This window comes from Streptomyces sp. TE5632, from assembly GCF_054061295.1.
In genome coordinates this window covers 5,607,685-5,633,407 of the sequence record NZ_JBSSEA010000003.1, presented here as the reverse complement: position 1 = coordinate 5,633,407, position 25,723 = coordinate 5,607,685, and the positions used below count along the sequence as shown (strand labels likewise).

29 protein-coding genes and 2 tRNA genes are annotated in these 25,723 nt (G+C 71.4%); 11 read left to right on the top strand and 20 right to left on the bottom strand.

Annotated features, from left to right (window positions below; genetic code table 11):
- Positions 1–37: 37 nt before the first annotated feature.
- Complete coding sequence (locus ACVW19_RS30845) at positions 38–823, top strand: GntR family transcriptional regulator (RefSeq protein ID WP_457463550.1); 786 nt, start codon at positions 38–40, stop codon at positions 821–823.
- Here ACVW19_RS30845 and ACVW19_RS30840 read toward each other — a convergent pair.
- From ACVW19_RS30840 to ACVW19_RS30830, 3 genes are all read right to left on the bottom strand, one after another.
- The gene (locus ACVW19_RS30840) at positions 813–1,619 is read right to left on the bottom strand and encodes a DUF427 domain-containing protein (RefSeq protein ID WP_457463548.1); all 807 of its coding nucleotides are present in this window, start codon (positions 1,617–1,619) and stop codon (positions 813–815) included. The genes ACVW19_RS30845 and ACVW19_RS30840 overlap by 11 nt on opposite strands.
- A 239-nt stretch (positions 1,620–1,858) precedes the next feature.
- Positions 1,859–2,776 carry an alpha/beta hydrolase gene (locus tag ACVW19_RS30835; RefSeq protein ID WP_457463547.1) on the bottom strand — a complete coding sequence of 306 codons (918 nt, stop codon included), beginning with the start codon at positions 2,774–2,776 and terminating at the stop codon, positions 1,859–1,861.
- A 34-nt stretch (positions 2,777–2,810) separates the two neighbouring features.
- Entirely contained in the window at positions 2,811–3,029 is a 219-nt protein-coding gene (locus ACVW19_RS30830) for a hypothetical protein (protein ID WP_457463545.1), read from the bottom strand.
- 638 nt (positions 3,030–3,667) lie between these two features.
- On the opposite strand from ACVW19_RS30830, the gene ACVW19_RS30825 reads away from it, so the two are divergent.
- Complete coding sequence (locus ACVW19_RS30825; RefSeq protein ID WP_457463544.1) at positions 3,668–4,903, top strand: hypothetical protein; 1,236 nt, start codon at positions 3,668–3,670, stop codon at positions 4,901–4,903.
- Between the two features lie 215 nt (positions 4,904–5,118).
- Here the strand turns inward: ACVW19_RS30825 and ACVW19_RS30820 are convergent.
- Positions 5,119–5,192: transfer RNA gene (locus ACVW19_RS30820), tRNA-Pro, on the bottom strand.
- A gap of 139 nt (positions 5,193–5,331) precedes the next feature.
- Here ACVW19_RS30820 and ACVW19_RS30815 point away from each other — a divergent pair.
- Both ACVW19_RS30815 and cobF read left to right on the top strand, forming a co-directional pair.
- The gene (locus ACVW19_RS30815) at positions 5,332–5,874 is read left to right on the top strand and encodes a DUF309 domain-containing protein (RefSeq protein ID WP_457463543.1); all 543 of its coding nucleotides are present in this window, start codon (positions 5,332–5,334) and stop codon (positions 5,872–5,874) included.
- Between the two features lie 49 nt (positions 5,875–5,923).
- Positions 5,924–6,706 (top strand): precorrin-6A synthase (deacetylating), encoded by a 783-nt coding sequence (cobF, locus tag ACVW19_RS30810; RefSeq protein ID WP_457463542.1) that lies wholly within the window; start codon positions 5,924–5,926, stop codon positions 6,704–6,706.
- 32 nt (positions 6,707–6,738) lie between these two features.
- Here cobF and ACVW19_RS30805 read toward each other — a convergent pair whose 3' ends face one another.
- The gene (locus ACVW19_RS30805) at positions 6,739–7,479 is read right to left on the bottom strand and encodes a cobalt-precorrin-6A reductase (protein WP_457463540.1); all 741 of its coding nucleotides are present in this window, start codon (positions 7,477–7,479) and stop codon (positions 6,739–6,741) included.
- Positions 7,480–7,656: 177 nt separating this feature from the next.
- Here ACVW19_RS30805 and ACVW19_RS30800 point away from each other — a divergent pair, with 177 nt between their 5' ends.
- Together ACVW19_RS30800 and ACVW19_RS30795 are read left to right on the top strand one after the other, a co-directional pair.
- Positions 7,657–9,039, top strand: coding sequence for a diacylglycerol/lipid kinase family protein (locus ACVW19_RS30800; protein WP_457463539.1), 1,383 nt, complete (start codon positions 7,657–7,659; stop codon positions 9,037–9,039).
- Positions 9,040–9,091: 52 nt separating this feature from the next.
- Entirely contained in the window at positions 9,092–9,226 is a 135-nt protein-coding gene (locus ACVW19_RS30795; protein ID WP_457463538.1) for a hypothetical protein, read from the top strand.
- A gap of 161 nt (positions 9,227–9,387) precedes the next feature.
- Here the strand turns inward: ACVW19_RS30795 and ACVW19_RS30790 are convergent, their stop codons facing one another.
- Entirely contained in the window at positions 9,388–10,182 is a 795-nt protein-coding gene (locus tag ACVW19_RS30790) for a sulfite exporter TauE/SafE family protein (RefSeq protein WP_457463537.1), read from the bottom strand.
- Between the two features lie 182 nt (positions 10,183–10,364).
- Between ACVW19_RS30790 and ACVW19_RS30785 the strand changes: the two genes are divergently transcribed.
- From ACVW19_RS30785 to ACVW19_RS30775, 3 genes are all read left to right on the top strand, one after another.
- Positions 10,365–10,847: a Dps family protein gene (locus tag ACVW19_RS30785; protein ID WP_457463536.1), complete on the top strand. Its 483-nt coding sequence runs from the start codon at positions 10,365–10,367 to the stop codon at positions 10,845–10,847.
- A 168-nt stretch (positions 10,848–11,015) separates the two neighbouring features.
- A complete protein-coding gene (locus ACVW19_RS30780) occupies positions 11,016–11,828 on the top strand; it encodes an SAM-dependent methyltransferase (RefSeq protein WP_457463534.1) in 813 nt (270 codons plus the stop codon).
- 132 nt (positions 11,829–11,960) lie between these two features.
- On the top strand, positions 11,961–12,497 hold the full coding sequence (locus ACVW19_RS30775; protein WP_406724166.1) for an NUDIX hydrolase family protein: 537 nt from the start codon (positions 11,961–11,963) through the stop codon (positions 12,495–12,497).
- Positions 12,498–12,522: 25 nt separating this feature from the next.
- On the opposite strand, the gene ACVW19_RS30770 is transcribed toward ACVW19_RS30775, so the two are convergent.
- From ACVW19_RS30770 to ACVW19_RS30745, 6 genes are all read right to left on the bottom strand, one after another.
- Positions 12,523–13,713 carry an ABC transporter ATP-binding protein gene (locus ACVW19_RS30770; protein WP_457463531.1) on the bottom strand — a complete coding sequence of 397 codons (1,191 nt, stop codon included), beginning with the start codon at positions 13,711–13,713 and terminating at the stop codon, positions 12,523–12,525.
- Positions 13,714–13,808: 95 nt separating this feature from the next.
- Positions 13,809–14,642 carry a carbohydrate ABC transporter permease gene (locus ACVW19_RS30765; protein ID WP_457463530.1) on the bottom strand — a complete coding sequence of 278 codons (834 nt, stop codon included), beginning with the start codon at positions 14,640–14,642 and terminating at the stop codon, positions 13,809–13,811.
- On the bottom strand, positions 14,642–15,556 hold the full coding sequence (locus ACVW19_RS30760; RefSeq protein WP_457463529.1) for a carbohydrate ABC transporter permease: 915 nt from the start codon (positions 15,554–15,556) through the stop codon (positions 14,642–14,644). Before ACVW19_RS30760 ends, ACVW19_RS30765 begins: the two co-directional genes overlap by 1 nt.
- Positions 15,553–16,773, bottom strand: coding sequence for an ABC transporter substrate-binding protein (locus ACVW19_RS30755; protein ID WP_457463527.1), 1,221 nt, complete (start codon positions 16,771–16,773; stop codon positions 15,553–15,555). The genes ACVW19_RS30760 and ACVW19_RS30755 overlap by 4 nt, the downstream gene beginning before the upstream one ends.
- A gap of 265 nt (positions 16,774–17,038) precedes the next feature.
- Entirely contained in the window at positions 17,039–17,647 is a 609-nt protein-coding gene (locus ACVW19_RS30750; RefSeq protein ID WP_457463525.1) for a GPP34 family phosphoprotein, read from the bottom strand.
- Positions 17,648–17,802: 155 nt separating this feature from the next.
- A tRNA-Pro gene (locus ACVW19_RS30745) sits at positions 17,803–17,879 on the bottom strand.
- A gap of 132 nt (positions 17,880–18,011) precedes the next feature.
- Here ACVW19_RS30745 and ACVW19_RS30740 point away from each other — a divergent pair.
- Together ACVW19_RS30740 and ACVW19_RS30735 are read left to right on the top strand one after the other, a co-directional pair.
- Positions 18,012–18,719 (top strand): transketolase, encoded by a 708-nt coding sequence (locus tag ACVW19_RS30740; protein WP_457463523.1) that lies wholly within the window; start codon positions 18,012–18,014, stop codon positions 18,717–18,719.
- 55 nt (positions 18,720–18,774) lie between these two features.
- Entirely contained in the window at positions 18,775–19,674 is a 900-nt protein-coding gene (locus tag ACVW19_RS30735; RefSeq protein WP_457463522.1) for a transketolase family protein, read from the top strand.
- A gap of 24 nt (positions 19,675–19,698) precedes the next feature.
- Here the strand turns inward: ACVW19_RS30735 and ACVW19_RS30730 are convergent, their stop codons facing one another.
- The 8 genes from ACVW19_RS30730 to ACVW19_RS30695 all read right to left on the bottom strand — a co-directional run bounded on the left by ACVW19_RS30730 (position 19,699) and on the right by ACVW19_RS30695 (position 25,683).
- The gene (locus ACVW19_RS30730) at positions 19,699–20,058 is read right to left on the bottom strand and encodes an MmcQ/YjbR family DNA-binding protein (protein WP_457463520.1); all 360 of its coding nucleotides are present in this window, start codon (positions 20,056–20,058) and stop codon (positions 19,699–19,701) included.
- Positions 20,059–20,114: 56 nt separating this feature from the next.
- The gene (locus tag ACVW19_RS30725) at positions 20,115–21,020 is read right to left on the bottom strand and encodes a LysR family transcriptional regulator (protein ID WP_457463518.1); all 906 of its coding nucleotides are present in this window, start codon (positions 21,018–21,020) and stop codon (positions 20,115–20,117) included.
- A gap of 47 nt (positions 21,021–21,067) precedes the next feature.
- Positions 21,068–22,267 carry a glycine C-acetyltransferase gene (locus tag ACVW19_RS30720; RefSeq protein ID WP_457463517.1) on the bottom strand — a complete coding sequence of 400 codons (1,200 nt, stop codon included), beginning with the start codon at positions 22,265–22,267 and terminating at the stop codon, positions 21,068–21,070.
- 107 nt (positions 22,268–22,374) lie between these two features.
- Positions 22,375–23,403, bottom strand: a complete 1,029-nt coding sequence (gene tdh, locus ACVW19_RS30715) for an L-threonine 3-dehydrogenase (RefSeq protein ID WP_457464857.1) — start codon at positions 23,401–23,403, stop codon at positions 22,375–22,377.
- 213 nt (positions 23,404–23,616) lie between these two features.
- On the bottom strand, positions 23,617–24,219 hold the full coding sequence (locus ACVW19_RS30710) for a GAF domain-containing protein (protein ID WP_457463516.1): 603 nt from the start codon (positions 24,217–24,219) through the stop codon (positions 23,617–23,619).
- Positions 24,220–24,279: 60 nt separating this feature from the next.
- Positions 24,280–24,897, bottom strand: coding sequence for a GTP-binding protein (locus tag ACVW19_RS30705; RefSeq protein WP_457463515.1), 618 nt, complete (start codon positions 24,895–24,897; stop codon positions 24,280–24,282).
- Positions 24,875–25,246, bottom strand: a complete 372-nt coding sequence (locus ACVW19_RS30700) for a DUF742 domain-containing protein (RefSeq protein WP_457464855.1) — start codon at positions 25,244–25,246, stop codon at positions 24,875–24,877. Before ACVW19_RS30700 ends, ACVW19_RS30705 begins: the two co-directional genes overlap by 23 nt.
- A 2-nt stretch (positions 25,247–25,248) precedes the next feature.
- Complete coding sequence (locus ACVW19_RS30695) at positions 25,249–25,683, bottom strand: roadblock/LC7 domain-containing protein (RefSeq protein ID WP_457463513.1); 435 nt, start codon at positions 25,681–25,683, stop codon at positions 25,249–25,251.
- Positions 25,684–25,723 lie beyond the last annotated feature (40 nt).

Genomic DNA, 25,723 nt, shown 5'->3' with positions numbered 1-25,723 from the left:
CCGACCCCGACCGCGCCCTCGACAGGGAGGTACGCCCATGGCGAAGACCGGTGACCGGACCCGTGCCGTGACCGAACCCGCGCTCAGCACACTGGACTTCGCCCTGGACCGGGGCAGCCCGGTGCCGCTGTACCACCAGCTCGCCCAGCAGCTGGAGGCGGCGATCGCACGCGGCGTCCTCGCCCCGGGCGACCTCCTGGGCAACGAGGTCGACCTCTCCGTACGCCTCGGTCTGTCCCGCCCCACCGTCCGCCAGGCCATCCAGTCCCTCGTCGACAAGGGGCTCCTGGTCCGGCGGCGCGGGGTGGGCACCCAGGTGGTGCACAGCCGGGTCAGACGGCCACTGGAGCTGAGCAGCCTCTACGACGACCTGGAGGCGGCGGGACAGGGCCCGACCACACAGGTCGTACGCCACGAGACGGTCCCGGCGCCCGCCGAGGCGGCCGCCGCGCTCGGCCTGGCCGAGGGCGGTGAGGTCGTCCTGCTGGAACGCCTGCGCCGCACCCACGGCCAGCCGGTCGCCCTGCTGTGCAACTACCTCCCGCCGGAGCTGCTGGACCTGGACGACGCCCGCCTGGAGTCGACCGGCCTGTACCGCATGATGCGCTCGGCCGGCATCACCCTGCACAGCGCCCGCCAGACCGTCGGCGCCCGCTCGGCCACGGCCTCGGAGGCCTCCCGCCTGGACGAGAAGGAGGGCGCCGCCCTGCTCACCATGGAGCGCACGGCCTACGACGACACGGGCCGCACGGTGGAGTACGCCACACACATCTACCGCGCCTCCCGGTACTCCTTCGACTTCCAGCTCCTGGTCAGGTCCTGAGGATCGCGCTGAAGGGCGTGACCGGGCGCTGGAGGCGCTCACCGTCCACGGTGAGGTCGACCGCCTCGTTGAAGAAGGCCAGCCGCCCCCTGATCGCGGCCACGGCGGGCAGCGGATCGGCGTAGCTCCACACGATGTTCAGCGGTACGGCGCCCCTGCCGCGCCAGGACCAGTACTGGTCGGCCGTGCCCTTGTACGGGCAGTCGGTGCTGTGGTCCGTGGCCTCGAAGAGGTCCAGACGGACGTCCTGGCGCGGCAGGTAGTACCGGGTCGGCAGGGAGGTCTCGAACAGCAGCACCGGGGACCGGGTGTCGGCGACGACGGTGCCGTCGATCCCGACCCGGACGTGGCGGCTGCTCGGCACGGCGTCCACCCGTGTGTGCGGGTCACGGGGATGGACGAAGATCTCCTCCTCTTCCTCGTACCAGTGGTCGAGTCCCGTGTCGGTGCGCCGGAACCACTCGAAGGCGATGTGGCCGGCCAGATCGTCCGCGGGAAACGTCCAGGCCGCGTTCGGGCGCACCCCGCCGCCGGTCTCGAGGTCGTAGAAGACCGTCGAGCCGGTGTGCCTGCCCGTGGGCGGGTCCTGTGCGGGGCGGAGGAGGTCCGTGCGCACCTCCTCGCGGGGGAAGGCGTACTGCGGGACGGGCAGCCGTGGCTCCCAGACGAGGAGCGGGTGGCGGCTGTCGACGACGGTGACGTCGCCCGCGGTGCCGCGCACCCAGCGCTCGCTGGGCTCCCACAGCAGGCCTTCGGGGGTCGCCCGCATGGCACGGGCGGCGGGGTGGGTGGTCATGGCCGGCGCTCCCTCCGGGGGTCCGATTGTCCGGGTGGTCCGGGTGTTCCTTCCACGGTCCCACCGACGGACCCGGACGTCTCAGCGCGCCCTCTCCAGCCGGGCATGAGACGTGCCCGGTCGATCGATGTCGACTGCGCGCCTGATGTTTTGCCGCCCGCGCCGACGGGAGGACGCGAAGCCGTGTCTCACGTGATCGACCGCTGGGACTGGGATCCTTCGAGGACCACGGTCAGTCCCTACGACTGCATGATCCGGTCGCGCAACCAGGAGTCGACGCCGCTGAGCGCCGTCCTGGCCATTGCCGTGGGGTGGCCCGTGAAGCCGTGGGGTGAGTCGGGGTAGACCCGGAGCTCGACGTCATTGCCGGCCGCCGACAACCGACCTGCCAGCCCCAGGTTGTCCTCCAGCAGAACGTCTGCGCTCCCGACGATCAGCAACGTTGGGGGAAGCCCGCCAAGAACGCCGTAGACGGGAGAGATGTCGGGAACAGTGCGGTCTTCCACATGGCCGGCGTACGCCCGGATGAAGTATTCGTCCGCGATGCGGCGACCGGCCGGGGTTCGTGTGCTCAGGTCGTAGGCCCCGAATTGGAGCGCCGCGCCGGTGAACCGGCCGACGGCACCTCTGTCTCTCAGCCGGAGCAGGGTCGCCAAGGCGAGTGTGGCTCCCGCGGAGCTCCCGCCGATCGCAAGTCGGGACGTTCCGAAGCGGGCACCGGCTTCTTCGGTGAGCCAGAGCGCCGCCGCTTCACAGTCATCGGGTGCCGCCGGCCAGGGATGCTCAGGGGCCAGCCGGTAGTCGACGCTGACGACGGCGAGGTGCAGGGCGTCTGCGAGCTCGCGGTTGCGTTTGTCCCCTCGCGCTGCGGAGTCCATGTAGAGGCCTCCGCCGTGTATGTCCAAGTAGACGCCCCGCGGCGGACCGTCGACGGGAGTGAAGATCCTGACAGGGACGCCCACTTCCGCGACTTCGACAGTCTCTTCTACGGCAGGCGGATCGGCGGCCTGAGGAGCAGACCTCTTCGCTCGCGCCTCCTTGAGCTCCTCCAGTGTGCTGGGACCACGGCCTGCCGCCCTCGACTTGTAGAAGTCACGAGCTTCATCGACCTGCTCCGCGGGCACGTCGGCGAACAGTGCGTCCAGCGCGAACCGCATGCGCCCTCCTCATCACCTGGATCTCGCCTCCACGCTATCGCCGCCCTGCGGCGCAATTCCCACGCCGCGATGCAGCCGGAAACCGACAGCACAGGGCTCGCGGCATCGTGGTGGACCCGGCCGCGATCTCATCCGGCTCGCTGCCGCCGTCGCCGTACAGGTACAGGCTCTCCTCATCCTCGTACAGGAAGGAGGACAGGTGGGCGGTGACGATCCGCTCGACGGCGACGGTCTCCGCTTCCGTCAGGGGCATCGTCCGAGGGCACGTCGCACCAAGCAGGCAGCGAGGCCTGAGGCGGCGGGTGGCCTTCCCTGCACAGGCGCGGCGCGCTGCCGCCGACTGTCTGCGGACTACCGGTCACGCGCACGGACCACCGATCTTTCCGCCTGGTTGTACAGCAATCAACGGATTGCCTCCCGCGGGGAGTTGGGCTTGCATCAGGAGGTCCCCGCTGGGGGTCGGAGACGGATGGATCAGGGGGATTCATGCGCCGGAGGTCCAGATCCGCCATGCTCGGAATCACCGCTTTGACATGCGCCGCGGCGCTTCCGGCGCCCGCGGGCGCTCTCGCGTCGCCGTACCGGCAGGTGAAGATCGAGGGCTCACCCGTCCAGTGCGTCACCGAAGGTGCGCACAACCCCTCCGGGGACACCTCCGCCGACGCCGACGGGCGACACGTCGTCCTCGCGTCCGCCGGCAGCGGCCCGATGCCCGGCACTCCCGGCCCGGGCGGTGCCGTGTACCTCCGGAAGACACGCTGACAGACACGTTCGACGTATCCGCGTCGGCCCACCTCACCCGGTCCGTCGCGAGGACGGCGGGCCTGGCCCGTCCCATCACGTTTTGAAGGGGGAACTTCATCCATGCGAAACGGACTTGGAAGGACGGCCGTGACCGCCGCGGTCGCGTGCGTCGCGGTACTGCTGACGACTGCGGGGGCACCGGCCGCACCGCCCGACGCACAGCACGGGAAGCCGGGGAAGAAGCCGAGGGCTCCGCACACCCTGCGCCTCACCCAGGGCGCCGACGGGGCGTCGGAGGGCCCCTCGCTCAGCGCCGACGGCCGGTATGCGGTGTTCACGTCGTCGGCGTCCAACCTGGTCCCCGGTGACACCAACGGCGCCCCGGACGTCTTTCTGCGGGACCTGAGAACCGGCCGCACGCAGCGCGTCAGCACCGACGCCGCGGGAGGCCAGTCCGAGCTCGGCGCGACCGCCGGGGCAATCAGCGCGAGCGGCCGGTACGCGGTCTTCGTGTCGGCCTCGGCCGATCTGATACCGGGTGAGGTCCACGACGTCCCGTCGGTCTACCGGCGGGACCTGCGGAGCGGGGAGGTGGAGTACGTCGGCAACGAGCTCGGCGGTGCTTCCATGCGGTGGGCCCTGCACGCGTCCGCCAGCGGCGACGGCCGGTACGTCGCGTTCGCCGTGAGCGAGATGGTTCCCCGGCCGGGCGCGATGGTGGCCGTGCGGGACATGCGGACGGGGGAACTGACACCGCAGCCGCTCTGCCTGCACCGCTCCCTCACCCCGCAGCTCAGCGACGACGGCCGCGCCCTGGTGTACACGTGCTACGGCTTCCCGGTGCTCCAGAACCCGCCTTCCGACGTCGTGGTGGCGGACCCGACGACGGGCGCCCGCCGTTCGCTGCACACCACGCCCGAGGGCGCCCGCGGCAACGGCAGGGTGTCCCAGGGCGGCATCAGTGGCGACGGCCGGTACGCGTCCTTCACCTCGACGGCCACCGACCTCGGCCCCGGGGACACCAACGGCGCCGGTTCCAACGTCTTCGTCCGCGACCTGCGCACCGACGCCCTGCGTATCGTCGAGGCGCCCGACCCCGCCCTCTCTACCGCCGACGGGGCGCTGAGCGGCAACGGCAGGTACCTGCTCTTCCGGGCGTTCGCGGCCGAGGCGGACGCGGGCACCTGGTACCTGCGCGACCTGCGCAGCGGCCGCACCAGGGTGGCGATCGCGGACGCCGACGGTGCGCCGGTCCTGGCGGACACCGGGGACCGGCCGCTCGACGCCCGGGCACGGACGGTGGCCTTCTCCTCGGCGGCCGACAACCTGGCCCCGGGGCCGCGCAGCCCCGGGGCGGACGCCTATGTACGACGTCTGCCCTGACCGGACGAGCGCCGTCTCTCCCCCTGGATGTGCACATGACCACGGCTGCCGGGGCGGCGCTCCCCGCACACCTCGGCGGACCGCGCGCCGTGTTCCCCGCCGATCCCGATCGCCGTCACCCGCCGGCGCCGGTCGGGCACCCCGGTCCCAAGGACGATCGAGGGCCGGTTTCGGATGCCTCCGAAACCGGCCCTCGATCGTCCGACTGTCTCCAGTCGGGACGACAGGATTTGAACCTGCGACCCCTTGACCCCCAGTCAAGTGCGCTACCAAGCTGCGCCACGTCCCGATGCGCTCACGTGCGGTGAACCGCGTGATCACGCAGACAGCACTTTACCGCACACCGCGCCCCGTGCCGAAGCGAGGCCGGAGAGCCGGAGAGCCGGAGAGCCGGAGAGCCGGAGAGCCGGAGAGGGGACAATCGGCGTATGGACAGCACGGACAGGACATCTCCGGACCGGACGGCCGTCATGCGGGACCGGGACGGTGAGGGGCGGGCGCGCAACGCCCGGCCGCGGGACGGGCTGGGGCGGCCGCTGCCGTACGGCGCGGAGGGTGTGCCCCGGCAGCCCGAGGGGGTCGTCCGGCCGCCGGAGGAGAGCGTCACCGAGGCGCAGCGGCTGCTGGACGAGGGGAAGCCGTTCCACGCGCACGAGGTGTTCGAGGACGCCTGGAAGTCGGGGCCCGAGGAGGAGCGGGAGCTGTGGCGGGGGCTCGCCCAGCTCGCCGTGGGGCTCACCCATGCGGCGCGCGGGAACGTCACCGGCGGGGCCCGGCTGCTGCGGCGCGGGGCGGGCGCGGCGGAGGAGTGGGCCGCGGGCGCCGGGTCCGCGCGTCCGCACGGGATCGACCTCGGCGGTGTCGTCGCCTGGGCCCGGGAGCTGGCGGCGGAGGTGGAGCGGGGGGACGGCGTTCCGGTGGACGCGGGGGCGCGGGCGCCACGGCTGCGGGACACGTCCCGGCGGAGGTAGTTCCGGACGCGGTGCGTGGAGTGTCGGTGGCGTACGGCAGACTCGGGGCGTGCGAAAAATCCATGTCATCGGTATCGGCGCGGGCGATCCCGACCAGTTGACCCTGCAGGCGGTCAAGTCGCTGCGCGGGACGGACGTGTTCTTCATCCTCGACAAGGGCGAGGTGAAGGCGGACCTGACCGGGCTCCGCCGGGACATGCTCGACGCACACCTGCCGGAGCGGACGTACCGCGTCGTCGAGGCGCGCGACCCGGAGCGGGACCGGAGGGCCGGCGGCGCGGCCTACTCCCCCGCCGTCGGTGACTGGCGCAGCGCCCGCGCGGACATCTACGAGCGGCTGATCGCCGAGGAGTTGGGCGAGGGCGAGGTGGGCGCGTTCCTGGTGTGGGGGGACCCGTCGCTGTACGACAGCACGCTGGGCATCCTCGAAGAGGTGCTGGCGCGGGGCGCGGTCGCCTTCGAGTACGACGTCGTGCCGGGGATCAGCAGTGTCTCGGCGCTCGTCGCCCGGCACCGCACGGGGCTCAACCGGGTGGCCCGCCCGGTCCAGATCACCACGGGCCGGCGGCTCGCGGAGGGCTTCCCCGAGGGGGTGGACGACGTCGTCGTGATGCTGGACGCCCACCAGACCTTCCGGCAGTACGCCGACCAGGCCGACCAGGAGATCGACATCTACTGGGGCGCCTACATAGGCACCCCGGACGAGATCCTCGTCTCCGGACCGCTCGCCGAGGCCGCTCCCCGGATCGAGCGGCTGCGCGCCGAGGCCCGCGAGCGCAAGGGCTGGATCATGGACACGTATCTGTTGCGGCGGAACCCCGGGGACGGCTGAGCCGCCCGGGGCCTGCCACGTCGGATGCCGCGTCAGAACGGCCCCAGGCGTTCCAGGGCGCTCGTCACGTCGGGCACCGGGCTGACGCCCTTCGGCAGCGGTGGACGGCGTACGACCACGACCGGCAGGCCGAGTTCGCGGGCCGCCGTGAGTTTGGCGGACGTCGCCGCTCCCCCGCTGTCCTTGGTCACCAGTACGTCGATGCGGTGCTCGCGCAGCAGGGCCGTCTCGTCGGCCACGGTGAACGGTCCGCGGTCCAGCAGGACGCACGTGTGCGGCGGCATGGGCGGCTCGGGGGGCTCCACCGACCGGATCGTGAAGTGGAGCCGGGTCAGCCGGGCGAAGGCTGCGAGGCCCAGGCGGCCGGTGGTGAGCAGGACTCTCTGTCCGAGCCGGGGCAGTAGGTCGGCGGCGGCGTCCAGGGTGGGGACCGGGTGCCAGCGGTCGTCCGGTCCGGGCTGCCAGCCGGGTCGGCGCAGGACGACCAGGGGCACGCCGGTCGCGGTCGCGGCCCGTGCCGCGTTCGCCGTGATCCGCTCGGCGAACGGATGCGTGGCGTCGACCAGGGCCGTCACGCCCTGGTCGCGGAGCCAGTCGGCGAGCCCCCGCGCCCCGCCGAAGCCGCCGACGCGCATCCCGCCCGCGACCGCTGAGGGCCGTGCCACCCGTCCGGCGAGCGAGGTGGTCACCCGCACTCCGGGGCGGGCGGTCAGCACGGCGGCGAGTTCGCGTGCCTCGGTGGTACCGCCGAGGACCAGGACGTGTGCGGACATGACGCCGAGCGTACGAGGCCGACGCCGGAGGGGGCGGGTCGGGCCCGGAAGGGGGTGCCGGAGGGACACCCGGGGGCAGTCCCCCGGATGTCGGACATGTGCCGTGACCAGGACGCGAATGTCGGCGACGCCCGTGCCCCCGTACGTCCTACGATGACGCCGGCGACTGGAGGAGTCATGGCCGTGGACTTGAGCAGGCGGGCCTACCGGGTCCAGCGGTGGTCCGCGCGGGTGGCGCTGGCCGCGGCCACGCTCGCGGTGCTGTTCCCGCTCCTCTACGGAGGCCTGCGGGGGCTGGCGCTGCTGCTCTGCGGCGCGGCGGGCCTCGCCGTGAGCGCCGCGGCCCTGTGGTGGACGCTGACCCTGCGGGGTCCGCTGCGCTGGGTGGCCGGGCTGGTGGCGCTGTGTGTGCCCGCGGCTGTCGTCACGCTGTTCGCCGTCACCCTGTTCTGGGCGCTGCCGCTGTCGCTGGCCCTGTGGGGGCTGGCCGTGTGGAGCGGCCGGTACGCGCTGCGGGGGACGGGAAGCGAGCGGCTGCGGGATCGGCAGAGAGAGCGGCGGACACCGCCGCCCCGGCGGCCGGTGCTCATCATGAATCCCCGGTCGGGCGGCGGAAAGGTGGGCCGGTTCGGCCTGCGGGAGAAGGCGGAACGCCTGGGGGCCCGGGTCGTCCTGCTCGATCCGGAGGTGCAGAACGACGTGACCGCTCTGGCCCGGGACGCCCTCGCGGACGGCGCCGATCTGCTGGGCGCCGCCGGCGGTGACGGCACGCAGGCACTGGTCGCGGCCGTGGCCGCCGAGCACGGCATCCCGTTCCTGGTCATCAGCGCCGGGACCCGCAACCACTTCGCCCTGGACCTGGGCCTGGACCGCGGTGATCCGGCCGCCTGCCTGGACGCGCTCACCGACGGGGTGGAGCTGCGCGTCGATCTCGGTTTCGCCGGTGACCGGCCCTTCGTGAACAACGCGTCCTTCGGCGCGTACGCGTCGATCGTGCAGAGCCCGGCCTACCGGGACGACAAGATCGGCACCAGTCTGGAGCTGCTGCCCGACCTGCTCACCGGGCAGCAGGGTCCCCGACTGGTCGCCCGCGTCGGCGACACGACACTCGACGCCCCGCAGGCGGTGCTGGTCAGCAACAACCCCTACCGCACCGACGATCCTTTCGGCCTGGGCCGACGGGATCGGCTCGACTCGGGCGTACTCGGTGTCCTCGGCGTCAAGGTGGAGGGCGCGGTGCACGCCGCCGCGCTGCTGCTGGACCCCGCGCCGAGCGGGCTCACCATCCTGACCGCCTCCGAGGTGGTCATCGAGGGGGACCGTGCGGAGATAGAGGCCGGGGTCGACGGGGAGGCCCTGGTGCTGCCGGCGCCCGTCCGCTGCCGTATCGCACCCGGCGCGCTCCGGGTCCGCGTCCCCCGCAAGCGGCCCGGGGTCACGCCGGCGCCACCGCGTCTGGACTGGCGACGGCTGCGCAAACTGGCGGCGACGGTCGGCCGCACGGCGGCCCCCAGCCGGTTCCGGCACCAGGACTTTCCGCAGACGGAGGGTGAACAGTAGTTCCCATTTCTTTCAGTGAATATCAGTCATCCTCAGCAAATATCCTCACGGCGTGAAGCTTTCCGAGTGGGCGGCACGCAACGGCGTGCACTACCAGACCGCGTGGACCTGGGCCCCCGGCCCCCGGGCCGGGACGGAAACGGGAGACCGTCAACAGGACATCGGCGCGCAACTCGCGCTCGGGTGAGACCGTTACGGACCATTCCGGTGGAAACACCGGGATTGCCGAGATCACTTGATGATCAAAGCAACGGCAAGGAGCCCTTTCTCGGCTCACGGTAGGTCCGGCGCCCACCGCACCCCGGCTCCCGGCTCCCGGCTCCCGGCTCCCGGCTCCCGGCTCCCGGCTCAGTGCACCAGCAGTTGCACGCCGCCCACCACCGTCGCCGCGATCACCAGCCGCTCGAAGAGCACCTGGTCGATCCGGCTCACGGCCCATCTGCCGAGGAACGCTCCGGGCACGACGAACAGGACGAGCGCCGCGTCGAGCAGCAGCGATTCCGCGTTGATCAGTCCGAGGCCCACGCTGAACGGCACCTTGGACGTGTTGACGATCAGGAAGAAGAAGGCCGACGTGCCCAGGAAGCCCAGCTTCCGGAAGCCCGCGGAGAGCAGGTACAGGGACATCACCGGTCCGCCCGCGTTGGCGACCATGGTGGTGAAACCGCCGAGCACGCCGTACGAGCGCGCCTTGAGCTTGCCGGCCCGGGAGGTGACCGCGTCGGGTTCGTCCTCGGCGCCGCCCCCCTTCGCGGTCCTCTCCGCGGCTCGTCGCCGCCACACCGTCACCCCGGCCATCAGCAGCAGGATCGCCCCGATCGACGTCCGTACGGCCTCGTCGTCCGCCCACATCAGGAAGGCGGTGCCGACCACGACGCCCGCGGCGACCGCCGGGAACAGCCGCCACAGCGTGGGCCAGTGGGCGTGCCGCCGGTAGGTGAGGACGGCGAGTACGTCCCCGGCGATCAGGATGGGCAGCAGTACGCCGGTGGAGGCGCGGGCGGGCAGCATCGCCGCGAAGATGGCGAGGCTGACCGTGTTGGCCCCGCTCACGGCGGTCTTGGAGAAGCCTACGAGCAGGGCCGCGAAGGCGAGGGCGGCGAATTGCCAGCCGTTGAGGTCCCAGAGCGTCATCGTGTTCATTGCGGGGACCGATGCTATGTCCCCCGATGATCGCGGTCAGCACCGTCTCGCCTGATGGTCCTGCCGCCACCGCCCACCCGCCGGACCGCGCACCGCGGGAGTCGTCGTGTTTGCGCCGGAGCGTCCGGGGCACCTGCGCGGTCGGACGAGAAAGACGAAAACGTGAAGGGAGCCCCCACCCCATGACCGTTGTGCGGAGCACGCTGCCCGACGAGGACCGCCGAATCGCCTGCGAGGCACTCCAGAGCACCCTGGTGGATCTCCTCGGCCTCTCCCTGATCGGCAAGCAGGCGCACTGGAACGTCGTGGGTCCGCGGTTCCGTTCGGTCCACCTCCAGCTGGACGAGGTGGTCTCGGCCGTGCGCACCGGCGCCGACACGGTCGCGGAGCGCTCCGCGACGCTCGGTGTGCCGCCGGACGGCCGTCCGGAGACCGTCGCCAAGGTCTTCTCGCTGCCCGTCCCCGAAGAGGGCTGGCTGCGGGACGAGGACGCCGTGCGGGTCATGACGGAGGCGCTGGGGACCGCGGTCGTACGGCTGCGCGAGCGCGTCGACGCCACGGAGAAGGCGGACCCGGTCACCCAGGACCTGCTGATCTCCGTCACCGCCGAACTGGAGAAACTGCGCTGGATGTTCGAGGCGGAGAACACCCCCTTCGGCTCCTGACAGACGCATGCGGCGCCCTCACCTCGGCGCCCCGTTACCCGCTCCCCCGCCCTCTCTCGCTCCCGCTCCCCTGTCCCGCTCGCCCATTCCCGGGACAGGGTGATCATCGCGCGGCACAATGACCGCGACGGCCGGATCCGGCCGGAGGAGCGAGGGAGGGCGAGAGACGTGGGTGAGAGCCACACCCCGCCGAGGGTCCCGGCCCGGCTGGACACCTCTGTCGCGCACAACGCGCGCGTGTGGAACCACTGGATAGGCGGCGAGGACACCTACGAGGTCGACCGGCGGGTCGGTGACCAGGTCGCCTCGATCATCCCGGTCATCCGGGACATCGCCCGCGCGGACCGGGAGTTCCTGGGCCGGGCCGTCACGTATCTGGCCGGTGAGCGCGGGGTGCGGCAGTTCCTCGACGTCGGCACCGGGCTGCCGTCCGCGGACAACACCCACGAGATCGCGCAGCGGATCGCGCCCGACTCCCGGGTCGTCTACGTCGACAACGACCCGACCGTGCTGGTCCACGCCCGGGCCCTGCTCACCGGCGGCCACGGCGGCGCGACCGCCTACATCGACGCCGACGTGCACGACCCGGACGCCGTCCTCGAACGGGCCGCCGTCACACTCGACTTCGACCGTCCGGTCGCGGTGCTGATGCTGGGCATCCTCAACTTCGTCCTCGACACCGGCGAGGCCCGTGAGATCGTACGGCGGATCATGGCCGCCGTCCCCTCCGGCAGTTTCCTCGTGCTCACCCACCCCACCTCCGACGCCGAGGTCGGCGGCGAGAACCAGGTCCCCGCGATGGAGTTCTGGAACGAGAACGCCACTCCCCCGATCACCGCCCGCAGTGCCGAGGACATCGCCGCGTTCTTCGAGGGGCTGAACCTGGTCGAGCCCGGCCTGGTGTCCTGCTCGCGGTGGCGTGCCGAGGCGGACGCCGCGGTCGTCGTACCGCAGTACGGTGCGGTGGCCGTGAAACCTTGACGCCGTGCAACCCTGACGCGACCGTCGAGACACGGCCGTCGATCCGATCCGGCCGAGCCCTTTGAGGAGGACACACCGCCGCGGAGCGGCCGGCACCCCGCAAGCCCGAACCGTTGAAAGTATGATCAAGCGATGTCTGACACGACCGAAACCACGCCGGGTTGGCTGTCCTCCGACGAACTGGAGATGACACGTGCCCGCATGCCGATCCTGTACGTCGAGTCCGTCCCCGTCCGTGTCGACGACAGCGGCGAAGTCACCAGCGTCGGCCTGCTGTTGCGCATCGGACCCGACGGCACGGTCAGCCGGACGCTGGTCTCCGGCCGGGTGCTGCACCACGAGCGGGTCCGCGACGCGCTGCTGCGCCACCTGGAGAAGGACCTCGGCCCGGTGGCGCTGCCCCGGATCCCGGCGTCGCTCCAGCCGTTCACGGTGGCGGAGTACTTCCCCACGCACGGCGTCACGCCGTACCACGACCCGCGTCAGCACGCGGTGTCCCTCGCCTACATCGTGCCGGTGACGGGTGACTGCCGGCCCCGGCAGGACGCCCTCGACCTGGTGTGGTTCAGCCCGCAGGAGGCCCTGTCGGAGGCCGTGCAGAGCGAGATGCCGGGCGGGCACGGGGTGCTGCTGAAGCAGGCGCTGGCCCACGCGGGCTGCGTGAGCTGACCCGGCGGGAACGGCGCGAGCGGGGTCAGGGGGCGTCCCTGCTCTCCGGGTGGGTGAGGTTCGCCCCGGTCGAGGGGTCGAAGACATGCGCCTTGCCCATGTCGACCCGGAGTTCCACGGGCGCTCCCTCACGGGCGCGGGTGGCGGCGTTCAGCCGGGCCACGATCTGCTGCGCGGCCCCAGCGCCGGTGTCGCGCAGACCGGAGTCGGTGGCGAGTTCCTCCAGTTCGGTGGTCGTCACCGGTCCGCCCTCGGCGCCGAAGTAGACGTACACGTCGGAACCGAGCGACTCCAGCACGTCCACGGTGGCCGTGAGGACGGGGCCGCCCGGCTCACGGGCCAGGGCCGCGTCCTCGAAGGCCTCGGGACGCAGTCCGACGATGACGTCGCGCGGCGCGTTCCGCCGTTCCAGCGCCTGACGCGTACGGTCGTCGAGCGGCAGGTCGCCCAGGGGGGAGCGCAGCACGCCGGCCTCCAGGGCGGCGCCGACGAAGTTCATCGCCGGGGATCCGATGAAGCCCGCGACGAAGAGGTTGCGCGGCAGGCCGTAGAGCTGCGCGGGCGTGCCGATCTGCTGGACCAGGCCCTGCCGCATGACCACGACCCGGTCGCCGAGGGTCATCGCCTCGGTCTGGTCGTGGGTGACGTAGACGGTGGTGGTGCCCAGGCGGCGTTGCAGCCGGGAGATCTGGGTGCGCATCTGCACCCGCAGCTTGGCGTCCAGGTTGGACAGCGGCTCGTCCATCAGGAACGCCTTGGGGTCCCGGACGATGGCCCGCCCCATCGCCACCCGCTGACGCTGGCCGCCGGAGAGGTTGGCGGGCTTGCGGTCCAGGAACTCGCTCAGGTCGAGGACCCGCGCGGCCTCCTCGACCTTGCCGGCGACGGTGGCCTTGTCCACCTTCGCCAGACGCAGCGGGAAGCCCATGTTCTCGCGCACGCTCATGTGCGGGTACAGGGCGTAGCTCTGGAACACCATGGCGACGTCGCGCTCCTTGGGCGCGAGGTCGTTGACGACCTTGCCGCCGATGCGCAGGGTGCCCTCGGTGATGTCCTCCAGTCCGGCGATCATGTTCAGGGTGGTGGACTTGCCGCATCCGGACGGGCCGACCAGGATCACGAACTCGCCGTCGGCGATGGCGAGGTCCACGTCCTTCACGGCGACGGATCCGTCGGGAAAACGCTTGGTGACGCCCTCGAGGACGATCTCGGCCATGGGTGGTGCCTCCTTGCCTTCGTGACGGGCCTTCGTGACGGGCCTTCGGACGGCCGGGGCCGGGTGGGGTGCGGGGTGGCTCGGTGCGGGCCCGGTCACCCCTTGACCGCCCCGGAGGTCAGTCCGGCCACGATCCGCCGCTGGAAGAACAGGACGAAGATGATGATGGGAATGGTGATCACCACGGCGGCGGCGGCGATCGACCCGGTGGGCTGCTGGAACTGCGAGCTGCCGGTGAAGAACGCGATCGCGGCGGGCACCGTCCGCGCGGACTCGGTGGAGGTCAGCGAGATCGCGAACAGGAAGTCGTTCCAGCAGAAGATGAACACCAGGATGGCGGTGGTGAACACGCCCGGCGCGGCCAGCGGCACGATGACCAGCCGGAACGCCTGCGCGGGCGTGGCGCCGTCCACCTTGGCGGCCTTCTCCAGGTCCCACGGGATCTCCCGGAAGAACGCCGACAGGGTGTAGATCGCCAGCGGCAGCGAGAAGGTCATGTACGGGATGATGAGCCCGATCCAGGTGTCGAAGATCCCGATGACCCGCTCGATCTCGAACAGCGGCGACACCAGGGAGATCGGCGGGAACATGGCGATCAGCAGCGACATCCCGATGAGCAGCTGCTTGCCGGGGAACCGCAGCCGGGCCACGGCGTAGGCGGCCATGGTGCCCAGGGCCACCGCGATCACCGTGGCGATCAGCGCGATGCCGATCGAGTTGATCAGTGCCCGGGTGAACTGGGAGGTCTCGAAGATGCCCCGGTAGTTCTCCCAGGTCCAGTCCCGGGGGATGTAGTCGCCGTCGGAGAGGGTGCCGGGGTCCTTGAACGACAGCGCGGCGATCCACCACACCGGGAACAGGGCGTACAGCACCACGACCACGTTGACGACGCCCCAGCGGGTCGCGTGCGTCCTGCCCGCTGCGGCCATCAGCGCTTCACCTCCGCACCGGGTGCGGCGGCGCCGAACAGCTTGACGAAGGTGAAGGCGATGATCCCGACACAGAGGAAGATCAGGACCGAGATCGCCGACCCGATGCCCAGGTTCAGCGCGGTGAACAGGTTGTTGTAGCCCAGGATCGACAGGGAGCCCGTGCCGTGGGCGCCCGAGGTCAGGACGTAGATGTTGTCGAAGATCCGGAAGGCGTCCAGTGTGCGGAAGAGCAGCGCGACGAGGATGGCCGGCTTCATCAGCGGCAGTACGACCCTGGTGAACCGCTGCCAGGCGGAGGCGCCGTCCACCATGGCCGCCTTCAGGGTCTCCTCGGGGACCAGCGCGAGGCCGGCGAGCAGCAGCAGCGCCATGAACGGGGTGGTCTTCCACACCTCGGCGAGGATGATCAGCCAGAGCGCGGACCACTGTTCGGTGAGCGGGGCCTCTCCGCTGGGCAGCAGTTCGGCGAGGTAGCCGAGGTCGGGGGTCCAGGCGTACTGCCAGGAGAAGGCGGCGACCACGGTGACGATGCCGTACGGGACGAGGACCGCGGTGCGCACCGTGCCGCGCCAGAAGAGCGTGCGGTGCATCACCAGGGCGAGTGCCATGCCGAGGACGAGTTCGACGACCACGGACACGGCGGTGATGAACAGCGTCACCCAGAACGCGTCCCACCAGAACGGGGAGGACAGCACCGCCCCGTAGTTGCTCAGGCCCACGAACTCGGCCCGGGCCGGGAAGCGCAGGTCGTAGCGCTGGAGGGAGAGGTAGACGGCGTATCCGATGGGGTAGGCGGTCACGGCGACCATGACGACGACGGCCGGCGCGCACAGCAGCCAGCCGAGGCGCCGTTCCTGCTTGGCGCCGGCCGAGAGTGCTTTCCCGCTCTTGTCCGGGAGGCGGTGGTTCACGGGATCACACCCTCGGATCGCAGAGCGTCGTCGATCTGGTCCCCGATGGTGTCGACCGAGCTCTCCGGCTTGATGGCGGACGGTGGGGACAGCGTGTGGGAGACGGCGATCGACACGTTCTGGTAGACGGGGGTGACCGGCCGCACGCTCGCCGACTGCAGAGCGGCCAGCACCTCCTTGGAGAAGGGGTACTGCTTCTCGAACGCCGGCTCGTCGTACAGGGCGCGCAGGGTGGGCGGCAGTCCGCCGTCGAGTGCGGCGGTGAGCTGGTTCTCCCGGTTGCGCAGGCACAGGGCCGCCTCGAAGGCGAGGTCCGGGTGGCGGGAGTGGGCACTGACGGCGAGGTCGATGCCGCCGATGGTGGGCCGGGCGGGGCGGCCGGGGTCGACGCGCGGGTAGGGAGCCCAGCGGAAGTCCTTGAACAGCCGCGGGTTGTTCTCCTTCATCGACGGATAGACGAACGGGTAGTTGAGTTCGAACGCCGCCACCCCCGACTCCATGGCGAGACGGTTCTGGTCCTCCATCTGGTTGGGCAGGGAGGGGTCCGCGGCCGGTGAGTCGGCGAGGTCGCGCATGAGGGAGGCGGCCCGGACGGCCGGCGGGCCGAGGGACGGCGCGGTGGCGCTCGGGTTGAGGATGGCACCGCCCGCGCTGTTGACCAGCGTGTTGAACCAGACCGTCAGGCCCTCGTACTGGGCGCCCTGGATCTCCACGTAGTGGGGCTTCCCCTGCCGGGCGAGCTCGCGGGACATGTCCAGCATCTCGGTCCAGGTCCTCGGCGGGGTGGGCACCAGGTCCTTGCGGTACCACAGGAGCTGGGTGTTGGTGTTGTACGGGACGGCGTACAGCTTGTTCTTCCAGGTGGCGGTCCGCAGCGGGACACGCAGCGTGCCCGCGGTGGCCCGCCGTTTCGTCCCGCCCGTCCACTCCCGGATCCAGCGGGCCTCGGCGAACTCCGCGGTCCAGGTGACGTCGAGGCCCATGATGTCGATGGACTCGTCCTGGGCGGCGAGCCTGCGCACCAGTTGCTGGCGCTGGCCGTCGGCGCCCCGCGGCAGCTTGTTGTAGCTGATCCGGTAGCGACCGCCCGATGCCCGGCCGCACCGGTCGGCGGCCTTCTGCAGGGCTCCGGAGTCGTCGGGGAAGTTGTACCAGTTGAGCGTGGTCCGGCCGGAGCCCTCCTGTTCACCGCCACAGGCGGCGAGTGTGGACGCCATCAGCGTCAGCGCGACCAGCATCCGCGGCCGCGGCCGTCGAGGTCGTCGGGGGTGTCGGGGGTGTCGGGGGTGTCGGGGGTGTCGCCCCTCGCCGAGGTTCCCCGAGTCCGGTCGGCCCCCGCGCATCGCGTGCACGCGCTCCACACCTCGCTTCCGGGACGGCGGCACGGGAGTCGGGCCCCGCGGCGGTGCTTACCCGGCGAACACTAAGCAGCACACAGCGCGACATCAAGGACATCTGCGGGCGAATCGACCGCGGGGTGCGTCAGACGGCTCGCCAGACGTTGTCGAAGGCCGCGTCCTCGATGCCTCGCCGCTGCCGTACGGCCCCCAGCTCCATGACGGCGTCGTTGACGGCGGCCAGGACGGTCACGACCTGATCGTCGGCGAGCTCGGCGACCAGGTCCTCGGCCGGCTGCTCCCCGATCCCCGCGGCGGCGGCGAGGCCGGCCAGCACCGGTTCACGCGACGCCCAGCGGTCGGCCGCCCGGCCCCGGACCGGCGAATCGGCCGGCACCGGCGGCCCCGCCCGGAAGGAGACCCGGCGGGCGCGCGGCCGGGCGACCAGCCCTTCCGACTCCAGGTCGGCAAGATGGGCGGCGGCCAGGCCGCGGCCCCGGCGCCACAACCAGTCCTCGACGGGTTCGTAGGGCGCCTGTCGCACGAGCGACGACACGGCCTCCCGCAGCAGTCCCTCACCGTCGGCGGGCGGCAGCCCGGGTACGACGAGTTGCCCGTCCAGGGTGACGGCCTCGGCGTCCATGAGGTCGATCAGCTCCGCTCCCGCGAGCGCGAGCGACAGCTCACCCTGCGCCACGGGAGGGGTGGAGGGGGTGTCGAGGGCGACGATCATCAAGTCCCGTGCCGTGGTCATGAGCGACTCCCTGTCGATGGCTCCCTGTCGATGGCTCCCCGTCAAAGGGGCGACAACACATCCCACAGACGACACATCGTACGACCGCCACACCGGGGTACGACGAAAAGCCGCCTCCTCATCCATGAGAAGGCGGCTTCCGACCCGCTACAAGCTGGTCGGGACGACAGGATTTGAACCTGCGACCCCTTGACCCCCAGTCAAGTGCGCTACCAAGCTGCGCCACGTCCCGATGCCCGTCTGACCTGGGGATTCCCCCGGATCAACGTGCACGGAAACAATACCGCACTCAGGACGGTGATCGCGCACCCGTTTGCGCGGCGGGGCTTGACCTGAAGTTTGGTTGAGGTTGCACGATCGCCGTATGACGATCATCGAGGAACACACGCATACATACGGGTTCGCGGATCTGCCGGGGCTGATGGGCCTGATGACCGGCGACGAGAAGCACGGGCCGGCCGCCACCTCCACGCTGGACGTGCTGTGGGTGCTCTACGACCGGGTGCTGCGGGTCTCGCCGGAACGGATGGACGCCCAGGACCGGGACAGGTTCCTGCTGTCGAAGGGGCACGGGCCGATGGCGTACTACGCCGTGCTGGCCGCCAAGGGCTTCCTGCCGGTGGGGTGGCTGCCGGGCTTCGGCTCGTACGACTCCCCGCTCGGCCACCACCCCGACCGGGTGCTGGTGCCGGGGGCCGAGATCGGCAGCGGCTCACTGGGGCACGGGCTGCCGATCGCGGTCGGGACGGCGCTGGGGCTGCGCGCGCAGGGGCTCGACGGGCCGGGGGTGTGGACGCTGATCGGGGACGCCGAACTGGACGAGGGCAGCAACCACGAGGCGATCGCCTTCGCGGGGCCCGCCGGTCTGGAACGGCTGCACACCGTCGTCGTCGACAACTCCTCCGCCCACCACGCCCGGCCCGGCGGGATCGTCGCGCGTTTCGAGGCGGCCGGCTGGTCCGCGCTCACCGTCGACGGCCGTGACCACGAGGCGCTGTACGCCGCGTTCACCGCGCCGCATCCGGGCCGCCCGCACGTCGTCGTGGCCCGGGTCGAGCCGAAGCACGCGTGAAACCTCCCCTTCTTCCAGTCGATTTCGATATGCGGTATGGAAAGGACTGACTTCCGTGGACACCATGCGTGACCGTTTCGCCCCTGTCGTCACCCGGCTGCTCGACGAGGACCCCCGGGTCGCGGTGGTTCTCGCCGAGGTCGGCAAGGACGGCTTCACCGAGGCACTGCGCCGGCATCCGGACCGGGTCGTCAACGTCGGCATCCGGGAGCAGCTCCTGGTGGGAGCCGCCGCCGGGATGGCGCTCACCGGCCTGCGGCCCGTCGTGCACACGTTCGCCAGCTTCCTCGTCGAGCGGCCCTTCGAGCAGGTCAAGCTGGATCTCGGGCATCAGGACGCGGGTGCCGTGCTGGTGAGCGCCGCCGCGTCCTTCGACTGGCCGGCCGGCGGCTACACGCACATGGCGCCCGGTGACGTGGCGCTGCTGGACACCCTGGACGGCTGGACCGTGCATGTGCCGGGGCATCCGGACGAGGCCGAGACGCTGCTGCGGCACGCGGTGGCCGCCGCGGACGACAAGGTGTATGTGCGGCTGTCCCTGCAGTCCAACGCGCATCCGCTGCCGGTGGACGGTGAGCGCTTTCGCACCGTCCGCGAGGGCCGCTCCGCAGTGGTGGTCGCCGTGGGGCCCGTTCTGGACGCCGTCCTCGCGGCCACGGAGGGGCTCGACGTCACCGTCCTGTACGCCACCACCATCCGGCCGTTCGACGCGGCCGCGCTGCGGCGGGCCACCGGGACCGCCGGGACGGACGTCGTCCTCGTCGAGCCGTACCTGGCGGGTACGTCGACGGCGGCGGCCAACGACGCGCTGGCCGACGTACCGCACCGGGTGCTCGGGCTGGGCGTGGGGCGACGGGAACTGCGACGGTACGGGCAGCTCGAGGAGCATGTCGCCGCGCACGGTCTCGACGCCGCCTCGCTCCGGGAGCGGATCGCGGACTTCGTCGCGGGGTGAACGAACGGAAACGCCCGTCGGTGTTCAGCCCACGGACGGCAGCCCCAGCCGGGGATGCGCTTCGAGCAGCCGGGGCGGGGCCGCCTGGCGCCAGGAGTCGGCGAGGATGTCGCGCAGTTCGTCCTCGCCGTCGAGGGCGGTGAGGCGGACCCTGACCCAGGCGAACTGCGCCTCATGGTCCGCGATCCAGAACTTTTCCGGTTCGGCGAGGGCCAGTTCGTCGCGCTCCTCCTTGGGACAGCGCACGGCGACGGACGTCTCGTCCTCGGGCAGGGTGGCGAACATCTTCCCCGCGACCCGGAACGTGGGCATGCTCCATGCGATCTTCTCCGTGGTGTCCGGCAGGGACAGGGCGATCCGTCGTACGTCTTCGGCATCCGGCATGTCAGGCACCGTAGCGACTGCCACTGACAATCGGTCACGAGACGGGGGCCGGGTGCCTACGGTGCGCCGGCGGCCTCGCTCAGCGCGTCCAGCACCGGGCGGATCAGCGGGTGCTCCTCGGCTCCCCGGCGTACGGCGGCGAAGACCCGGCGGGTGGGTGCCACACCGTCGACGGGGCGGACGACGACGCCCGTCAGGTCCGTGCCGCGCAGCGCCGAGCGCGGGACCAGGGCGACACCCACGTCCGCCGAGGCCAGCGCCACCACCGCGCGGAAGTCGTCCGAAGTGTGCTCCAGACGGGGCTGGAATCCGGCGTTCTCGCAGGCCAGGACGAGTACGTCATGGCAGGGGTTGCCGGGGTAGGGGCCGATCCACGGGTCCTTGGCCAGCTCGGCGAGCGGCACCTCGGGCAGGTCGGCCAGCCGGTGGGTGACGGGGACGACCGCGTCGAAGGGCTCCGCGTACAGCGGTACGTGGGTCAGCCGCGGGTCGTCGGCGGACGGCGCTCCCCGGTACTCGACGGCCACGGCGACGTCGATCTGCCGGTCCAGCAGCATCGGCAGGCTGGCGTCGCCCTCGGCGTCCTGGACGTGGATGCGGATACCGGGCGCCGTGGTGGCGAGGCGGACCAGGGCGGGCACGACGACCTGGGCGATCCCGGTCGCGAAGGAGGCGACGGTGAGGGTGCCGGCCGCGCCCGAACTGTAGGCGGCGAGTTCGGCCGCGGCCCGCTCCAGCTGGGCGAGGACCACGTGGGTGTGGTCGAGCAGGATCTCGCCGGCCGGCGTCAGCCGTACCCCCTTGGCGCTGCGCTCCACCAGCCGGTGGCCGGTCTCCTGCTCCAGCGCGGTGAGTTGCTGGGACACGGCCGAGGGGGTCAGATACAGCGCGGCGGCAGCCGCCGTGACCGTACGGTGGTCGGCCACCGCACGCAGGATGTGGAGCCGCCGTGCCTCGATCATGAGACCGGATTCTCTCAGACCCCCTCGAACGCCGCCGCGCGCTCCGCTCAGGCGTCGAGCTCCGCCCGCGCCGCCACGAAGGCGTCCACCACGCGGTTCACGTCCTCGGTGGAGTGGGCCGCGGACAGCTGGACCCTGATCCGGGCCTGCCCCTCGGGCACCACGGGGTAGGAGAAGCCGATCACGTACACACCGCGTTCCAGCAGCAGCTCCGCCAGGCGTCCCGCGCGGGCCGCGTCGCCGATCATCACCGGGGCGATGGGGTGGTCGCCGGGGAGGATGTCGAAGCCCTCGCCGGTCATCCGGCGGCGGAACAGGGTGGTGTTCTCGCCCAGCCGGACCCTCAGGTCGTCCGCGGACTCCAGCAGGTCGAGGACCTTCAGCGAGGCCGCCGCGATCACCGGGGCGAGGGTGTTCGAGAACAGGTACGGACGGGAACGCTGGCGCAGCAGGGCGACGATCTCCGCGCGGGCGGCGACATAGCCGCCGGAGGCACCGCCGAGCGCCTTGCCGAGGGTGCCGGTGAGGATGTCGACGCGGTCCATGACACCGTGCAGTTCGGGGGTGCCTCGCCCGCCGGGCCCGACGAAGCCCACGGCGTGCGAGTCGTCGACCATGACCATGGCGTCGTGGCGGTCGGCGAGGTCGCAGATCTCGTCCAGCGGCGCGACATGGCCGTCCATGGAGAAGACGCCGTCGGTGACGATCAGCTTGCGCCGCGCCCCGCCCTCGGCGGCCTCCTTCAACTGGCGCTCCAGGTCCGCCATGTCACGGTTGGCGTAACGGAAGCGGCGGGCCTTGGACAGCCGGATGCCGTCGATGATCGACGCGTGGTTGAGCGCGTCGGAGATCACCGCGTCGTCCGGGCCGAGCAGTGTCTCGAACACACCGCCGTTGGCGTCGAAACAGGACGAGTAGAGGATCGTGTCCTCCTGGCCGAGGAACGCCGACAGCCGGGCCTCCAGCTCCTTGTGCACCTCCTGCGTACCGCAGATGAAGCGCACCGACGCCATGCCGTAGCCCCAGCGGTCGAGGGCCTCGTGGGCGGCGGCGAGCACCTCGGGGTGGTCGGCGAGGCCGAGGTAGTTGTTGGCGCAGAAGTTGAGGACCTCACCGGGCCGGCCGCCCGCGGTGACGTTCACGGTGGCGGACTGCGGGGTGCCGATCACCCGCTCGGGCTTGTGCAGTCCGGCGGCGCGGATCTCGTCGAGGGTGGTGCGGAGGTCGTCGCGCACGGAGTCGAACATGGGAAGGCTCCTGGTAAATGAAGGTGCTCGCGGATGAGGGGAATGCCGAGGAAGGTGCCGGGACGGGAGTGCCCGGGACGGGAGTGCCCGGGACGGGAGTGCCGGGGTCAGGACGTCCAGTCGAGGATGATCTTGCCGCCGCGGCCGCTCGCCGCGTCCTCGAACGCCGCCTCGAAGTCGCGGTGGGAGTACCGGCCGGTGATCACGGGGGCGAGGTCGAGGCCGCCCTCCAGCAGCACCGACATGGCGTACCAGGTCTCGAACATCTCACGGCCGTAGATGCCCTTGAGGGTGATCATCGAGGTGACGATCCGGGCCCAGTCGACCGGGAACTCCTCGGTCGGCAGGCCCAGCACCGCGATCCGGCCGCCGTGGGTCATGTTGGCGATCATGTCCCGCATCGCCTCGGGGCGGCCGGACATCTCCAGGCCGACGTCGAAGCCCTCGCGCAGGCCGAGGATCTGCTGCCCGTCGGCGATGGCCGACTCCCCCACGTTCAGCGCCAGGCTCACGCCGATCTTGCGGGCGAGTTCCAGACGCTCCTCGCTGACGTCGGTGATCATGACATGGCGGGCTCCGGCGTGCCGGGCCACGGCGGCGGCCATCAGACCGATCGGTCCGGCGCCGGTGATCAGGACGTCCTCCCCGACGAGCGGGAAGGACAGGGCGGTGTGCACGGCGTTGCCGAACGGGTCGAAGATCGCGGCGACATCGAGGTCGACGGGCACGCGGTGCACCCAGACGTTGGTCGCGGGCAGCGCGACGTACTCGGCGAACGCGCCGTCGCGGCCGACGCCGAGCCCGACGGTGGCGCGGCACAGGTGCCGTCGTCCGGCCAGGCAGTTGCGGCACTTGCCGCACACGAGGTGGCCCTCGCCGCTGACCCGGTCACCGGTCTTGATCTCGTCGACGTCCCGGCCCGTCTCGACGACCTCGCCGACGAATTCGTGCCCGAGGACCAGCGGAGTACTGATCGTCTGTCGGGCCCAGCCGTCCCAGGACCGGATGTGCAGGTCGGTGCCGCAGATACCGGTGCGCAGCACCTTGATCAGCACGTCACCGGGCCCGACGGCCGGCTCCGGAACGTCCGCGAGCCACAGCCCGGGTTCGGCCTTCTCCTTGACGAGCGCCTTCAACGCCACGGCTCCTGAGGGTGAGTCCCGGTCCCGGGCATGCCGGAGCAGCCCAGGCCGGGAAGCGGAGTGGATTCGCACTGCAATCTGCCGTACGCCACCCTCACCGGTCCATCGAGGATTTCTTAAGCGTGGCCACAGCTTTCCTTCACGCCGTCACCCCATCGGCCCCCATGCTCACCACCGGGCCGTGGGCTCGCCACCAGGCCCGTGGGTTCACCACGACAGCCCGTCGGTCTCTCCGTGTTCGAGGTCCCAGAGGTTTTCGAGGCGTTCGAGCCGTACGACGAGATTCGCGGCCTGCTCCTTGATGGCAATGAGCCCCGCCTGCCCCCAGGCCCGCGGCTGGATGTCGGAGACCGACACGGTGCCCAGCACCATGCCGGTGCTGTCGATGAGCGGGGCGCCCAGGTAGGAGCACACCCCGAACTCGTCCACGACCGGATTGCCCGCGAACCGCGGATAGTCGCTCACGTCGCCCAGGGCCAGTGCCTTGCGCCGGGCCACCACATGGGGGCAGAAGCCGTGGTCGCGGGGCAGTGCCCGGCCCAGCAGGGCGCCGGTGCCGTCGCCACGGACGACGGGCGCGACCGCCGGGGCGTGCAGACCGGCGAAGAACTGTCCGTCCTCTCCCAGGAAGTTGACCATGGCGTACGCCGCCCCGGTGAGCTCGAAGAGGCCGTACGCGAAGGCGTCGAGCGTGGGCTCGGGGCGCTCGCCCAGGCCCAGCCGGCGCAGCCGTTGGGTGCGGGCCGGGGCTTCCTTGTCCTCGGGGGTGAGCAGCAGACGACCGGCCGGGCGGGGCGGGTCGTAGCTCATGGGCGGGCTCCCTGGGTGTGGGCAAAACGCATATACGGGCTCCGTGACGGTGTGCGGGGATCACATGTGGGCGCCATATCCCGTGGCGGGGGTCGGGGTGTGGGCGATGAGGTGACGTACCAGGGTCAGCAGGGTCTGGACGCCCGAGCTGGAGATCCGGGCGTCGCAGCACACGACGGGGATCTCGTCGGTCAGGTCCAGGGCGGCGCGCACCTCCTGGGGGTCGTAGCGGAAGGCGCCGTCGAACTCGTTGACGGCGATGACGAAGCCGAGGCCGCGCTGCTCGAAGAAGTCGACGGCGGCGAAGCACTCCTCCAGGCGCCGGGTGTCGGCGATGACGACCGCGCCGAGTGCGCCCTCGCAGAGCTCGTCCCACATGAACCAGAACCGCTCCTGGCCCGGTGTGCCGAACAGGTACAGCACGTGTTCCTGGTCCAGGGTGATGCGGCCGAAATCCATCGCCACGGTCGTCTCGACCTTGTTCTCGATGCCGTCGAGCCGGTCGGTGGCGGCACTGACCGTGGTGAGCAGTTCCTCCGTGCTGAGCGGCGCGATCTCGCTGACCGCGCCGACGAAGGTGGTCTTGCCCACGCCGAACCCGCCCGCCACGAGGATCTTGAGCGCGGTGGGGAACGGGTCGGTGCCGGCGCCGCGGTCAGAGCTGTCGTCGTAGTCCATCGAGCACTGCCTCCAGAAGGGCCCGGTCCGTCGGGTTGTGGTCGAACACGGGGGGCTTGGTGGTGAGCCCCCCGCAGTCGACGAGGTCCGCCAGCAGCACCTTGGTGACGGCCACCGGCAGCTTGAGATGGGCGGCGACCTCGGCGACCGGGAGGGGCGCGCGGCACAGGTCGAGCGCCTGCGCGTGCTCGGGGCCGAGGTAGCCGAAAGGGGTGGCCCCGGTGGCCATCACCTGTGACATCAGGTCGAGTTCGACGGTGGGGCGGGTACGGCCGTCGCTGACAGTGAAGGGGCGCACCAGCCGCCCGGCCGCGTCGTCCAGCCAGGGGCCGTCGCCGGCCGCCGCCACGTTCAAGGCCTCATCACCGGGGGTTCGACGGCGGGCTGCCGGGGAGCGGTCATCAGATACGGCCGGACGCTCTTGACCAGCATCGCCATCTCGTAGCCGAGCACCGCCGCGTCGGCCTCGCGGCCGGCCAGCACCGCGAGGCAGGTGCCGGAACCGGCGGTGGAGACGAACAGCAGGGTCGAGTCGAGCTCGACGACGACCTGACGGACGTCGCCGCCGTCGCCGAAGCGGATACCGGCGCTGCGGCCGAGCGAGTAGAGGCCGGAGGCCAGGGCGGCCATGTGGTCGGCGCCGTCCGCGTCGAGGCCGTGCACGGACTTCACCAGCCCGTCGCAGGAGAGCAGCACGGCACTCGACGTGTGCGGTACCCGTTGCACGAGGCCGCTCATCAGCCAGTCGAGATCGGACACGTGGGCGGTCGGCGCATCGCTCGCCATGGTGGATCGACTCCTTGGGGTACGAAGGTCTGCGGGAGCG